Below are 15,007 nucleotides of genomic sequence, written 5' to 3' on the forward strand. Positions count from 1 at the left end.
CGGAGTATCAGTGAGGAGGAGAGTACCATGGGCCAGGCAGCATATGATATGACAGAGGTGCGCCGCAGAAGAGCACCCCAGACGCAGAGGAACGTTCCGCTGCGGGTGGAAAAAGGCGGCAAGCCCCGGCTGAACCCGGTGCGCGCTGCCATGCAGCACGCATTGCAGCTGCTCTCGGCGGCGCTGCTGGTGGGCTTTGCCGTCAGCCTGCTGTGGAGCGAGTCCCAGCTGGTGGAGCTGAACAGCAAGATCCAGAACGCCAAGGCAGAGCTCGTCAGCGAGCAGAGCCAGTACACCTACTACAACAGTGCACTGAACAACCGCACCAACATCACCAGCGTGGAAGAGACGGCCACCCGCCTCGGTCTGATGAAAATCGACCAGAGCCAGATCACCTATATCCGCCTGGACGAGGGCAGCGTCCTTGTCCGCAAGGAGTCCGCTGTGCGGCAGTGGACCGACTTGCTGCACGACGGTGCCATGATGGTCATGGGCCGCGTGAACCGCGCAAACTAAAATAAAACAGGAAAAGCGTGCGGCAGCGCACGCTTTTTCGGTTTCTCAGGAGTCAAACCAACATGCAGGAACCATCCTCCAAGAACAAAAAAGGGCTTTACCGGCTGCGCCGCGCCGACCCGCACGAGCGGCTGAGCGCACGGCTGCGGCATTTCAGCTTTGGCGCAGCGGTGGTGTTCGTCGTGGCGGCGGCAGGCATCGTCATCCACAGCTTGTACAATATCCAGATCAAGAACGGCGCGACCTTCCGCCAGTATGCGGCCCAGCAGCAGCTGCTGGACAGCACCATCCAGGCGACCCGCGGCGAGATCTACGACACGTCCGGCATCACGCTGGCCTCCACCAGCGTGGTCTGGACCATCTGGGCCGACCCCAGCTACAGCACGGCCCTGTTTACCAGCAGCAAGAACGACGACACCGGCGAGGTGACCAGGACGGCCGACCCTGCCGCATTGCAGGAGGTCAGCACCCAGATCACCCTGCGGCTGCTCTCCGGCGACGGTGAGAGCCTGGACAGCGTGGACACCTCCTCGGCGGCCTACCAGACCCAGTATCAGGCGGTGTACGATGCCCTGTCCAAGAGCGACTCGGCCTACCAGACGCTGGCCACCAAGGTGAACAACGCCATCAAGCTGTCCATTGAACAATACGTCACCGCATACAACAAGGCCCACAAAAAGGCCGATGCCGACAAGGGCATCCGCAAGGGCCGCATCTCTGTCTCGTCCACCAAGAGCTTCCAGCGGGATTACCCCTACGGAGCCTTTGCGGCGGCGGTGCTGGGCTTCTGCGATGCCGACGGCTACGGTACCTACGGCCTGGAAAAATCCTACGAATCCACGCTGGCGGGCGTCAATGGCCGCACCATCACCCTGCGCAACGCTTACGGCAATGCCATCGCGGACGAAAACGCCACCACCTACGCTGCCAAGGACGGCTCCAATCTGGTGCTGTCGCTGGATGTGAACATCCAGGAGGTGGCGGAGCGCTACCTGAACGAGGCCATCTCGGCCAACAACGTCGAGAACCGCGGCGCGGCCATCGTGATGAACGTCAAGACCGGTGCCATCCTGGCCATGGCCTCCAAGCCGGACTTCGACCCCAATAACGCGCTGGATTACACCGCCAACGAGGCCTATCTCAACGAGCTGGTCCACGCCGAACCGGAACTCTACGGCATCTACCTCAAGAATGAGGACGGCAGCTATGTCACAGATGCGAACGGCAACAAGGTGCTGGACCCGGAGGGCGATTATTCCGGCTATTACCGCGACATCCAGTGGAAGAACAAGACCATCACCGAGCTGTACTACCCCGGAAGCGTCTTCAAGGTCATCACGGCGGCCATGGGGGTGGACTCCGGCAAGGCGACCATCAACACCACGCTGAACTGTTCCGGTGCCTACGGCGTCGCCAAGGAGACCTATCACTGCGCCGGCAAAAAGGCTCACGGCGTCCAGAATCTGGCCGAAGCGCTGCGGAACAGCTGTAACATCTACTTCATCCAGCTGGGCCAGCGCATCGGTTCCAGCCTGTTCTATGATTACTTTGACGCCTTCGGCTTCACCGAGCGCACCGGCGTGGACCTGCCCAGCGAGACGAACTTCATGCAGTATTACAGCAAGAGCCGCCTGGGTGAAGTCGAGCTGGCCTCGTCGGCCTTCGGTCAGGCCATGGCGGTCACGCCGCTGCAGGTCTGCACGGCCATCTCCGCTGCCGTCAACGGCGGCTATCTCGTCACCCCCCATGTGGTGGATAAGATCACCGACCAGAACGGCAACGTCATCGAAGAGGTGGGGGCAAACGTCCGCCGCCAGGTCATCAGCGAGAGCGCCAGCAAGGCCATCCGCCAGATCATGGAATATGAAGTGGCGGACGGCACCCAGGGCGGCGGCGGTCGCGCCTACGTGGCAGGCTACCGCATCGGCGGCAAGTCCGGCACGTCCGAGCAGCTGAACATGGACCGCCGCAGCGATGGCGACTACAAGAAGGTCGCTTCCTTTGTGGCGGTCCTGCCCGCCGACGACCCGGAGATCCTCGTCTACGTCATGCTCGACGACCCCAACAACGCCAAAACGGACTACTCGTCCATTCTGGCTGCGCCCGTCGTCGGCAACATCATCAGTGAGATCGCGCCCTACCTTGGCATCGCCACCGACGGCACCGACCGCAGCGGCACCATCGTCAAGGTGCCCAACCTCATCGGCAACGAGTGGAGCAATGCGCAGGTCTCGCTGAACATCAAGGGCCTCAAGCACCAGCTGGCCGAGAGCGACGCCAGCCAGGCGGGCGCGGTGGTCACCTACCAGTACCCGCGCGCAGGCGCGGAGGTGCCCTACGGCACCACGGTGTATCTGTATACCGATACATACGAAGGCAGGCACACGGAGGTGCCGGATGTGACGGGCAAGAGCGCGGATTTTGCCCGCCAGATGCTGGCAGCAGCCGGGCTCAACTGCATTGTGGCCGGCGACGCGAATGGCCTGGTCCAGGAGCAGAGCGAGGCGGCGGGGGCCAGCGTCCAGCGCGGCACCCTCGTGACCATCACCTGCGGGTAGACCCTCTCAGGCGCTTCGCGCCAGCTCTCCCCAAGGGAGAGTCATTGGCAGCCGGGTCGTGAGGATCCAATCTGCTGGGGGCTGTTGGTAAGAGGAACGGCATCTCGTATGGAAGACGATCGAGTGATATCAGGAAAAGGGAGAGTATCGTATGGAAAAGATCAGAGCAAGCATTCTGCTGAACGGCCTTGCGCCGGAAGGCTTTGACACCGGGGACGCCGAAGTGTCCCTTGTGACCACCGACAGCCGCGAGGTCTGCCCCGGCTGCATCTTTGTGGCCTTTCCGGGCGAACGATTCGACGGCCACGACTTTGCAGCCAGAGCGCTGGAAGCCGGGGCCTTCTGTGTGGTGCTGAACCACCCGGTCGAGGGCGTCCCGGCGGAAAAGGCCGTGCTCTGCGCGGACAGCTACCATGCCATGATGGTGATGGGGGCCAACTACCGCAGCCAGTTCCACCCCAGAGTCGTGGGCGTGACGGGCAGCGTGGGCAAGACCACCACCAAGCAGATGTGCTATGCTGCCATCGAGGGCTTCGGCAATACCATCAAGACCGAGGGCAACCAGAACAATGAGCTGGGCCTGCCCCGCACGATGTTCCGCATCGGGAACGAGACCGAATACGCCGTCGTCGAGATGGGCATGAGCCACCTGGGCGAGATCGAGCGGCTGAGCCGCTGCGCCCGCCCGGATGTGGGCATCATCACCTGCATCGGCGTGTCCCACATCGGCAACCTGGGCAGTCAGGAGAACATCTGCAAGGCCAAGCTGGAGATCTGCGCCGGTCTGCCGGAGGGCGCTCCGCTGGTGCTGAACGGCGACGACCCCTTCCTGCGGAAGGCAGAGCTGCCGGAGCATGTCCGGCCCGTCTGGTTCAGCCTGGGCGACGAGGGCGCGGATGTCTGCGCCCTGTCCATCCAGCAGGAGGCCGACGGCATGAGCTTCGTGCTCGAAGACCACGAGGAGGGCACCTTTATGGTACACATCCCTGCGATGGGCCGCCACAACGTGGCCAATGCGCTGGCCGCCTATTGCGCCGCCACCCGGCTGGGCCTCAATGCCCGGAAGGTGCTGCGGGGCATCAGCAACTTTGAGCAGACCGGGATGCGCCAGAAGATCGTGCACAGCAACGGCGTGGATGTCATTGAGGACTGCTACAACGCCAATCCAGACAGCATGAAGGCCGCGCTGGCCATGTTCCGGGAGTACCCCTGCAAGCGCCGCTTTGCCCTGCTGGGCGATATGCTGGAGCTGGGAGACCTGAGCCGTGAGGCCCACGAGGAGGTGGGCCGTCAGGCGGCGGAAAGCGGCATCGACACCCTCATCACCTACGGCGAGCAGGCCCGACGCACGGCCGTGGTGGCTGCGGCCAAGGGCCTGACCACCCTGCACGCCAACACCTACCGCGAAGCCGCCGACGCCCTGCTCCGGCTGATGCAGCCGGGCGATGCGCTGCTGGTCAAAGCCAGCCGCGGCATGGCGCTGGAAAAGGTGCTGGAACTCTTCTACAAGGAGCAGCAGTGATATGATCCGTTTTGCCTTGATCGTCGCATCGACACTGGGGTTCGTCCTCACGGCGGCGATGGGGAATCTGATGGTGCCGCTGCTGCGGGCCTTCCAGAGCCGCCAGCAGCCCACCCGCCCGCCGGAGCCGGAACGGCCGGACGCTGCGCCAAGCCAGGACTCGGACGAAGCGCCGGAGCGCCCAGCCCAGCCGCCCACGATGGGCGGGCTCTGCCTGATGGTGGGGGTGCTGGCCGCCGTGGGTGTGGGCTGGACCGCCGCCTGCGTGGCCGAACCGCAGCTGCTGGGCACGGAGGGCCTGCTCTCCACCCGGCTGCTCATCGCCCTGTTCGGGGCGCTGCTGTTCGGCGGCGTCGGCCTGGCCGATGACCTGGCCCGCATCCGCCGCCGTGCCCCGCTGGGCCTGCGCCGGGGCACCCGCCTGCTGCTGGAAGCGGGGGCCGGTGCCGTGGTGCTCCTGCTGCTGGGGGCCAGCCGCTGCCTTGCCACCGGGCTGGCCCTGCCGGGCCTGGGCTATGTGGAGCTGGGCGTTCTGGCTCCGCTGGTCTGGGAAGCGGGCCTTGTGGCGCTGGCCGAGAGTGTCCGCATCGCGGACGGCATCGACGGCCTGTGCTGCGGCACCGCATTTGCGGCCCAGCTGGGCCTGATGCTCTGCATGACCATCCTCGGCTGGTTCCCGCTGGCCGTCTTCCCGGCGGCGCTGGCCGGGGCACTGATGGCGTTCCTGCTCTGGAACTTCCCACCCGCCCGGCTGCGGCTGGGCAGCGTGGGCAGCCTGTTTCTGGCCGGGGCACTGGGCTGTGCGCCGCTGTGCATCGGCTGGCCGGACCTTGCGCTCCCGCTGGGGCTGCCCTACTGGCTGGAGGGCGGCATGGTGGCGGTGCAGATCGCGGTCTATCAAACCACGCATGGGAAAAAGCAGCTCTTCCGCACGGCCCCGCTCCACCGCTGGATGGAGCTGCGCGGCAGCAGTGCGGTGCAGATCTTTTATACATTCTGCGTGCTCGCCCTGCTGGGCGCGGCGCTGGCCCTGCAATGGGCAAAAATCAGTTGAGGAGGTGTGCAGATGGCAACCATCCGCCGAAAAAAGCCGGAGCCGTTCGCGCTGCTGCAGCGGGACCCCGGCCCCTGGTCTCCCATTCTGCTCTACTGGCTGGCAACGCTGGGCATCATCATCGTATTCGGGCTGGTGATGCTGTTCAGCGCCAGCTATACCACAGGCTATCTCCGCTTTGGCGACAGCCTGCACTACATCAAATCCCAGGTGCTCTGCCTGGGGCTGGGCCTTGTGGCCATGTTTTTGTTCTCCTATGTAGACCACCGTCTGCTCCGCAGGCTGGTCTGGCCGGGGTATTTCCTTGTGCTGGCGCTGCTGGTGCTGGTGCTGTTCAGCACCCCGCTGAACGGCTGCAAGCGCTGGCTGCGCGTGGCCGGTATGACGGTGCAGGTTTCGGAGATCGCAAAGTTTGAGATGATCCTGCTCACGGCCCACATCGCGGCCAAGGCCCCCCGGCTGGAAAAACTGGACCCCAGCCGCAGCGGCCAGGTGCCGGTGGGGCCGTGGCTGCAGCAGCGGCTGGTGCGGGAGCTGCTCCTGCCGCTGCTCCCGCTGCTGCCGGTCATCCTGCTGCTCGTGATGGAGCCGCACATGTCCGGCATCGTGCTGACCACCGCCATGGTGGGCACCATCCTGCTGCTGGGCGGCAACGGCGGCGTCATCACCTGGGTGGGGGGTGCAACCGGCATTTTTCTGCTGGAAACGATCCTGCAGCACATCGACTCCATCCCCTACTTACAGAGCCGTCTGGACGGCTGGACGCAGGACCTGACCAAGATGACAGACCAGACCCTGCAAAGTCTGTACGCCATCGGCTCCGGCGGCGTGACGGGCCTGGGGCTGGGCAACAGCATCGAAAAGCAGCTCTGGCTGCCCGAAAGCACCAACGACTTCATCTTCAGCGTCGTCTGTGAGGAGCTGGGCTTTGCGGGGGCCGTGCTGGTCATCGTGCTGTTCGTGGTCTTCCTCGTGCAGGGGTTCTGGCTGGCTTTCCACGCCGAGAACCGCTTCTGCACGCTGGTGGGCATCGGCATCATGGCGCAGATCGCGTGGCAGGTGTTCTGCAACATCGCGGTCGTCACCAACACGCTGCCCAACACCGGCATTTCACTGCCTTTCTTCTCCTCCGGCGGCACGAGCCTGATTTTGCTGCTGGCGGAGATGGGGGTCATGGTCAACATTGGCCGCAACGGTGAGCGCATCCGTCAGGAGCGCCGCCGCGCCCACGAGGAGCGGGAGGCCCGCCGCCGGGAAAAGACCATCGTGCTGGATACCGCGCGCAGAGCGCGGACCGAATCATAAGGAGGAACCAAGATGCGTGTTCTGATCGCTGCCGGCGGCACGGCCGGCCATATCAACCCCGCACTGGCCATTGCCGGTGCACTGAAAAAAGCAGACCCGACGGCCGAGATCCATTTTGCCGGCCGCAAAGAGGGGATGGAGTACCGTCTGGTGACCCAGGCGGGCTATCCCTTCCACCACATCGAGATCACAGGCTTCCAGCGGAAGCTCTCGCTGCACAACATCAAGCGGAACCTCATCACGCTGTGGAATCTGGCCCTCTCCGGCCCCACGGCCCGGAAGATGATGCGCGAGGTGCAGCCCGATCTGGTCATCGGCTGCGGCGGCTATGTGTCCGGCCCGGTGGTGCGCTGCGCCGCCAAAATGGGCATCAAGACCGCCCTGCATGAGCAGAACGCCTTCCCCGGCGTGACCAACAAGCTGCTGGCCCCGGATGTGGACATCGTGTTCGCCGCTGTGCCCGCTGCCGTGGAAAAGCTGGGTGCCCCCGAAAAGACCCGCGTGGTGGGCAACCCGGTGCGGCCGGAGGTGTTCGCCCAGGCCGGGAACCGCGACGCCATTCGCGCCGAACTGGGTGCAGGGGACCGCACGGTCATCCTGTCGTTCGGCGGCAGTCTGGGAGCACGGCGGGTCAATGAGGTCGTGGCCGACCTCTGCGCCTGGGAGCAGAAAAATCAGAAGCCGGTGCTGCACCTGCATGCCACCGGCCAGTACGGCGTAGAGCTGTTCCAGAATCTGGAAAAAGAGAAGGGCTTTGCCCCCGGCGACAGCCTTGTCGTGAAGGAATATATCAACAACATGCCGGAGCTGCTGGCCGCGGCAGACCTCGTCATCAGCCGCGCCGGTGCTCTGACGCTGGCCGAGCTGGAGGCCGTGGGCCGCGCTGCGATCCTCATCCCCAGCCCCAATGTGGCCGAGAACCACCAGTATTACAACGCCATGGAGCTGCAAAAAGCCGGGGCTGCGGTGGTCATTGAGGAAAAAGACCTGACCGGCGAAGCACTCGTGGCCACCGTGGCCGACCTGCTGGCCGAGCCAGGCAAGCTGGCGCAGATGGGCCAGAACGCCCGGAAGCTCTCGGTGGACGACAGCCTGGACCGCATCGCCAGTGCCCTGCTCCAGCTGGTCAAGACCCCGTAACAGAACGTGAAATCCAAAGGAAAGGAGGTGCGGCCCAATGGCAGACCGACCCCAGAACCGGAAAAAGAATGGGAAGCGCCGCCCGGTCTACGATCAGGCGCGGGACACCCGGCCCAGCCGCCCGGCAGACCGGAGCAATGTGGGTTATCCAAGCTCCACGACGCCCGGCAGACACCCGGTGACCAACCCGAACTATGACCCCGATGCGCCCCGGCCCAGCCGCTATGCGGCGCGGGATACCGGCTCCGGCAGCTACCCGGACAACAGCATTCAGTTCCCCACCGGAGTCCGCCCCGTCCAGAAGCAGAACCCTTCCCGGAACCGGGCACCCAATGCGCCGCGCCAGAACCAGCGGAGAACAAGCGCGCCGCAGAGCCAGCGGCCCCGCAATGGGAAGGCCCGGCCTCAGAACCCGAACGCCCGGCACCCGGCCAGCGGCCAGCGGCTCCGCCCTACGCAGGCGAACCTGCGGGACCCCGCCCGCCGGGAAGGAAAAAAGAAACGGAAGATGACCCGCAAGGCCCTCCGACGCCGCAGAGCCATCCAGCGCCTGACCGCGCTGGCCATGCTGCTCTGCGTCATTGCGGCAGGCATCTATTTGACGGTCACCATGCTGTTCAAGATCAACACCATTGAGGTGCGGACGGCGGACGGCGTGGTGAGCGAAGCGGGCGGCTACTCCAGCGAGCAGATCCTGCAGGCGCTGGGTGTCCAGAAAGAAGAGAACATCTTCAGCTTTGACCCCGCTGCCAAAGCCGCCGCGCTGGAAAAGGTCTTCCCCATGCTGGAGGACATCCATGTGGAGCGGGACTACCCCAGCACCGTGGTCGTGCGGGTGGCGGAAGCCCAGCCCGCCTACGCCATGCAGACGGCAAAGGGCTGGCTGACCCTCTCGGTCGGTCTGAAGATCCTGGCGGCGGACTCCGCCCAGCCCGCCGGCCTGCCCACGCTGTATGGCGGCGAGCCGATCTTCTCGGACCCCGGCGAGCAGCTGTGCTTCGAGGAGGAAAAACCGGCAGACAGCAGCACCGCTTCGGAGAGTGCCTCCGACGCGGCCAGCGCCTCCGCTGCCGTGGAAGAGGAGGCGGGCGACAAGCGTCTGGAGGCTCTCAGCACTCTGCTGACGGCGCTGGATACCGCCGGGATGCGCGGGGATGTCACCCGCATCGAGTTCGCCGACCCGGAGGAGATGGCGTTCCTGTATCAGGACCGCATCAGCGTCCGGCTGGGCACCCTGAACGAACTGGACTACAAGCTCAAGCTGGCCCGGCATGTGCTGCTCAATGAGGACGGCAAGGGCTGTGCGGCCACCGACACCGGTACGCTGGACTTCACCCACATCAGCATGTCCAGCACCCGCAAATTCACCTTTGCGCAGGGCGAGCCGGAGCTGCCGTCCGGCTATGTCGTGCCGGAGCCGACGACACCGGAGGAAGCCCCGGCAGAGGAAACGGCGGACAGCACCGCAGAGGGTGCCGCCGATGAAGCAGCGCCCCCGGCGGGCGCCGCTGCACAGCCTGCGGACGATGCCCAGGCTCCGACCACAGAGACAGACCCGGCCCCCGCCGCGCAGGATACGGCAGGCACCGGGGCTGCAAACTGAAGAAGTGAGGTTCATGTATGAAACTGGAACAATTGATGGAAGGCGTCCCCTTTGCCCTTGTGCAGGGCAGTCTGGAGACCGAAGTGACCGATATCATCTACGACAGCCGCAAGGCAGCCGAGGGCATGGCCTTCGTCTGCATCGTGGGCACCCAGCGCGACAGCCACACCTTTGCGGCCGACTGCGCCGCCAAAGGCGTGAGCGTACTGGTCATCCAGCATGACATCGACCTGTCTGCCATGCCGGACGTGACCGTTGTGAAGGTGGAGAACAGCCGCTATGCCATGGCGCTGATGAGCTGCAATCTCTTCGGCAACCCGGCCCGGCAGATGACCGTGATCGGCGTCACCGGCACCAAGGGCAAGACCACCACCACCCACATGATCAAGAGCGTGCTGGAAGCCGCCGGCAAAAAGGTGGGCATGATCGGCACCAACGGCATCTATTTCATGGGCCGCCATCAGGAGACCGCAAACACCACCCCCGAAAGCTACGAGCTGCAAAAGACCTTCCGCCAGTTCGTGGATGCAGGCTGTGATGTGGCGCTGATGGAGGTGTCCAGCCAGGGCCTGATGATGGACCGCGTGGCGGGCATTCACTACGACGTCGGCGTCTTCACGAACCTTTCGCCGGACCACATCGGCCCCGGCGAGCACAAGACCTTTGAGGAGTACCGCAGCTGGAAGGGCCAGCTGTTCAAGCGGTGCGACGTCGGCGTCGTGAACATCGACGACGAGAACACCGAGGCCCTGCTGGAAGGCCACACCTGCAAGCTGGTGACCTATGGCCGCAGCGAGAGGGCCGACTACCGCGCCGAGGGCTGCGAGCTGCTGCGCACCCACGATTTTCTGGGGGTGGCCTTCCACGTCTCCGGCAAGGACGACATGGACGTCCGGGTGAATATGCCCGGTGAGTTCAGCGTATACAACGCGCTGGCCGCGCTGGCCGTGGGTAAGGTGCTGGGCCTGCCCGATGCCGCCATCCACGAGGGTCTGGGCAAGTGCGTCGTCAAGGGCCGCGTGGAGCTGGTGCCCATCAGCAAAAAGTTCACCATCCTGCTGGACTACGCCCACAATGAGGTCTCCACCGAGAGCCTGCTCACCACCCTGCGGGCCTACAAGCCGCACCGGCTGGTGGTGGTGTTCGGCTGTGGCGGCAACCGCTCCAAGCTGCGCCGCTACGGCATGGGCGAGACCTGCGCCAAAATGGCCGATTTCTCCATCCTTACCGAGGACAACAACCGCTTCGAAAAGGTCGAGGACATCCTCGCCGATATCCGGGTGGGCATGAACAAGGGCAACCCGGACGCAAAATTCGTGGAGATCCCCGACCGGCTGGATGCACTGCATTACGCCGTAGACCACGCCCAGGAGGGCGACCTGATCGCCGTCATCGGCAAGGGCCACGAGACTTACCGCGACCGGATGGGCGTCAAGACCCCATTTCTGGAGCGGGAACTGCTGGAAGAATACGCCCAGCAGATCGGGCTGGAATAAGCAGACATAAAAAATACGGAGCATCGCCGTAGCGATGCTCCGTATTTTTATGCTCAGTTCTCGGCCAGGTTGCCGGTGTAGAGCTGGTAATACTTGCCCTTTTTGGCAATCAGCTCGTCGTGGCTGCCGCGCTCGATGATGCGGCCCTGCTCCAGGACCACGATGCAGTCTGCATTGCGGACGGTGGACAGGCGGTGAGCGATGACGAAGGAGGTGCGGCCATACATCAGGCCGTCCATGCCGCGCTGGACCAGTGCCTCGGTGCGGGTGTCGATGGAGGAGGTGGCCTCATCCAGGATCAGCACCGGCGGGTCTGCGACCGCCGCGCGGGCGATGGCCAGCAGCTGACGCTGGCCCTGCGAGAGGTTGGCACCGTCGTTGGTCAGCATGGTGTTGTAGCCATCGGGCAGGCGCTTGATGAAGCCGTCGGCGTTGGCCAGACGGGCAGCGGCGATGCACTCTTCATCGCTGGCTTCCAGACGGCCGTAGCGGATGTTCTCCATGACCGTGCCGGTGAACAGGTGGGTGTCCTGCAGCACGATGCCGAGAGAGCGGCGGAGGTCATCCTTTTTGATCTTGGAGATGTTGATGCCGTCGTAGCGGATCTTACCATCTGAGATGTCGTAGAAGCGGTTGATGAGGTTGGTGATGGTCGTCTTGCCGGCACCGGTGGAGCCGACGAAAGCGATCTTCTGGCCGGGGCGGCCATAGAGGTTGATGTCGTGGAGGACGGTCTTCTCCGGCACATAGCCAAAATCGACATCGGTGAAGGTGATGTCGCCTGCCAGCTTGTGGTAGGTGGTGGTGCCGTCGTGGTGGGGGTGCTTCCATGCCCAGAGGCCGGTGCGGTCGGTGGTCTCGACCAGCTGGTCGTTCGCATCGTATTTGGCGTTGACGAGGGTGACGTAGCCCTCATCGGTCTCGCTGGTCTCGTCCATCATCTTGAAGATGCGCTCGGCACCGGCCAGAGCCATGATGATGCTGTTGGCCTGCATGGACACCTGGCTGATGGGCATGTTGAAGCTCTTGTTCAGGGAGAGGAAGGCCATGACGGTGCCCAGCGTCATGCCGCCGACATTGCCGACGGCCATGGCAGCGCCCACCAGAGCGCAGACTGCATAGCTGATGTTGCCCAGCTGCGCCGTGACGGGCATGATGATGTTGGCGTAGCCGTTGGCCTGCTTGGCACTGTCCTTCAACTTGTCGTTCAGTGCACGGAAGCCGTCCAGCGTCTTCTGCTCGTGGGTGAAGACCTTGACGACCTTCTGGCCCTCCATCATCTCTTCAATGTAGCCGTTCACCTTGCCCAGGTCTTTCTGCTGGGCGATGAAGTACTTGCCGCTCATGGAGGTGATCTTCTTGGTGCAGAAGAGCATCAGAGCCACCATGCACAGGGTCACGAGGGTGAGCTGCCAGCTCATCAGCACCATGCTGGTGAGGACGGAAACGATGGTGATGGCGCTGGACGTCAGCTGCGGGATGCTCTGGCTGAGCATCTGGCGCAGGGTATCGACGTCGTTGGTGTACACGGACATGATGTCGCCGTGGGGGTGCTGGTCAAAATACCGGATGGGCAGGCTCTCCATGTGGGTGAAGAGCTTGGTGCGCAGGTTGCGCAGGGTGCCCTGGGTCACGTTGACCATGATGCGGGAATTGAGCCACGCGGCCAGAACGCCGACGGCGTAAACGCAGCCGATGCGGCCCAGTGCTGCGGCCAGCGGGCCGAAATCGGGGGTGGCCTGCTGGGTCATGGGCACGATGTAATCATCAATGAGGGTCTTGAGGAAGAGGCTGGCCTGCACATTGGCCAGCGCGCTGACCACGATGCACACCAGAACGAAGATGCAGTGGGGCAGATAGTGCTGGAACACTTCGTCCATGATCCGCTTGAGCAGCAGACCCGGATTTTCGACCTTGGGCCGGGGCTGGCCTGCGCCGCGCGGGCCGGGGCCGCGAACTTCTTTCACCTGTGCCATTACTGCTCACCTCCCTGTTTGTCGAAGTCGCCGCTGCTCTGGGTCTGGCTGTTGTAGACTTCCTGATAGATGGTATTGGTCTTCAGCAGCTCCTCGTGGGTGCCCAGGCCGTTGATCTGGCCGTTGTCCAGCACCAGGATGCGGTCGGCATCCTGCACGGAGGAGATGCGCTGTGCGATGATGATCTTGGTGGTGCCGGGGATCTCTTCCCGGAACGCCTTGCGGATCTTGGCGTCGGTGGCGGTATCCACGGCGCTGGTGGAGTCGTCCAGGATCAGCACCTTGGGCTTGCGCAGCAGGGCGCGGGCGATGGTCAGGCGCTGCTTCTGGCCGCCGGAAACGTTCGAGCCGCCCTGCTCGATCCAGGTATTGTACTTGTCGGGGAAGCGCTCGATGAATTCATCGGCGCAGGCCAGCTTGGCCACCCGGATGCACTCTTCCTCGCTGGCGTTCTCATCGCCCCAGCGCAGGTTGTCGAGGATGGTGCCGGAGAACAGGACATTCTTTTGCAGTACCATCGAGACCTCGCGGCGGAGCACATTGAGATTGTAGTCGCGGACATCCACGCCGCCGACCTTGACCGAGCCGGTCTCCGGGTCGTACAGGCGGGGGATGAGCTGCACCAGGCTGGATTTTGCGCTGCCGGTGCCGCCGATGATGCCCAGCGTCTCGCCGGGCCGGATGGTGAAGGTGATGTCGTTCAGGACAGGCTGGCCGGAACCATGCTTGTACTTGAAGGTGACATGGTCGAACGCAATGCTGCCGTCGGCCACGGTGTCCACCGGGGCCTTGGGGGCGGGCAGGTCGGTGGTCTCGTCCAGCACTTCCACGATGCGGCGGGCAGAGGAAGCGGACATGGAGATCATGACGAAGGCCATGCTCAGCATCATCAGGGCCATCAGGATGTTCATGATGTAGCCGAACAGGGCGTTCAGCTGGCCGGTGGTGATGGAACCGTTCAGCACGTAGTGGGCACCAAACCAGCTCAGGGCGATGTTGCAGCCGTAGACGGAGACCAGCATGGCGGGGTTGTTGAAGCTCAGGCGGCTCTCGGCGCTGACGAACTGCTTGTACAGGCTCTCGCAGGCGGTGGTGTATTTCTCGTTCTCGAAGTGCTCGCGGACGAAGCTCTTGACCACGCGGATGGCGGAGATGTTCTCCTGCACCGAGGCGTTCAGGTTGTCGTAGTTTTTGAACACGCGGTCAAAGATCTTGAAGGTGGGGATCATGATGGAGGCCAGCACCGCCACCAGGAAGACGATGGCCACCACGAACACCAGCGACAGGGTGCCGCTGATGGCGGAAGCCATGAGAAGCGCGAAGACCAGATGCACCGGGGCGCGCACACACATGCGCTCGATCATCTGGAAGGCGTTCTGCACGTTGGTCACGTCGGTGGTCATGCGGGTGACCAGACCGGCCGTGGAGTATTTGTCGATGTTGGAGAAGGAAAAATGCTGGATGTTCTCATACATCGCGTCGCGCAGGTTGCCGGCAAGGCCGGTGGAAGCCTCGGCGGCAAATTTGCCGGCCAGCACACCCAGCAGCAGCGCAATGGCGGCCACCAGGAAGGTGAGCAGACCGTATTTGATGACGGCGTTCATGTCGCCCTTTTCAATGCCCTGGTCGATGATAAAGGCCATGATGGTGGGCAGCAGAACGTCCATGACCGCTTCCAATGCGGAAATGATCGGTGTCAGGATCGCGGCGCGTTTGTACTCGCCCAGATGTGACACTAATTTTTTGATCATCTGGTAATCCTCCTGTTTTTTGTTTTTTTTGTTTGACAAAGAACAATTCTATACAAAACAATTTAATTGTCAATGCGTTTTTGCAA

The 15,007-nt window shown here is 63.5% G+C and carries 10 protein-coding genes; 8 read left to right on the forward strand and 2 right to left on the reverse strand.

Going from position 1 to position 15,007, the window contains the following annotated elements; translation table 11 throughout:
* Positions 1 to 27: 27 nt before the first annotated feature.
* The 8 genes from I5P96_RS01995 (at position 28) to I5P96_RS02030 (ending at position 11,194) form a co-directional block, all read left to right on the forward strand.
* Positions 28 to 516: a cell division protein FtsL gene (locus tag I5P96_RS01995; RefSeq protein ID WP_097793092.1), complete on the forward strand. Its 489-nt coding sequence runs from the start codon at positions 28 to 30 to the stop codon at positions 514 to 516.
* Positions 517 to 578: 62 nt separating this feature from the next.
* Positions 579 to 3,074, forward strand: coding sequence for a peptidoglycan D,D-transpeptidase FtsI family protein (locus tag I5P96_RS02000; RefSeq protein WP_223382887.1), 2,496 nt, complete (start codon positions 579 to 581; stop codon positions 3,072 to 3,074).
* A gap of 151 nt (positions 3,075 to 3,225) precedes the next feature.
* Complete coding sequence (locus tag I5P96_RS02005; RefSeq protein ID WP_223382888.1) at positions 3,226 to 4,596, forward strand: UDP-N-acetylmuramoyl-tripeptide--D-alanyl-D-alanine ligase; 1,371 nt, start codon at positions 3,226 to 3,228, stop codon at positions 4,594 to 4,596.
* 1 nt (position 4,597) lies between these two features.
* Positions 4,598 to 5,650, forward strand: a complete 1,053-nt coding sequence (locus I5P96_RS02010) for a glycosyl transferase family 4 (protein ID WP_223382889.1) — start codon at positions 4,598 to 4,600, stop codon at positions 5,648 to 5,650.
* Positions 5,651 to 5,662: 12 nt separating this feature from the next.
* Positions 5,663 to 6,955 carry an FtsW/RodA/SpoVE family cell cycle protein gene (locus I5P96_RS02015; RefSeq protein WP_223382890.1) on the forward strand — a complete coding sequence of 431 codons (1,293 nt, stop codon included), beginning with the start codon at positions 5,663 to 5,665 and terminating at the stop codon, positions 6,953 to 6,955.
* 12 nt (positions 6,956 to 6,967) lie between these two features.
* Positions 6,968 to 8,095, forward strand: coding sequence for an undecaprenyldiphospho-muramoylpentapeptide beta-N-acetylglucosaminyltransferase (gene murG / locus I5P96_RS02020; protein WP_223382891.1), 1,128 nt, complete (start codon positions 6,968 to 6,970; stop codon positions 8,093 to 8,095).
* Positions 8,096 to 8,132: 37 nt separating this feature from the next.
* Entirely contained in the window at positions 8,133 to 9,698 is a 1,566-nt protein-coding gene (locus I5P96_RS02025; protein ID WP_223382892.1) for a cell division protein FtsQ/DivIB, read from the forward strand.
* Positions 9,699 to 9,715: 17 nt separating this feature from the next.
* Entirely contained in the window at positions 9,716 to 11,194 is a 1,479-nt protein-coding gene (locus I5P96_RS02030) for a UDP-N-acetylmuramoyl-L-alanyl-D-glutamate--2,6-diaminopimelate ligase (protein ID WP_223382893.1), read from the forward strand.
* 53 nt (positions 11,195 to 11,247) lie between these two features.
* Here the strand turns inward: I5P96_RS02030 and I5P96_RS02035 are convergent, their stop codons facing one another.
* The gene (locus I5P96_RS02035) at positions 11,248 to 13,170 is read right to left on the reverse strand and encodes an ABC transporter ATP-binding protein (protein WP_223382894.1); all 1,923 of its coding nucleotides are present in this window, start codon (positions 13,168 to 13,170) and stop codon (positions 11,248 to 11,250) included.
* Entirely contained in the window at positions 13,170 to 14,921 is a 1,752-nt protein-coding gene (locus tag I5P96_RS02040) for an ABC transporter ATP-binding protein (protein ID WP_223382895.1), read from the reverse strand. Before I5P96_RS02040 ends, I5P96_RS02035 begins: the two co-directional genes overlap by 1 nt.
* Positions 14,922 to 15,007 lie beyond the last annotated feature (86 nt).

Origin of the sequence: Faecalibacterium prausnitzii, from assembly GCF_019967995.1 — a bacterium.
Taxonomy (GTDB): domain Bacteria; phylum Bacillota; class Clostridia; order Oscillospirales; family Ruminococcaceae; genus Faecalibacterium; species Faecalibacterium prausnitzii_E.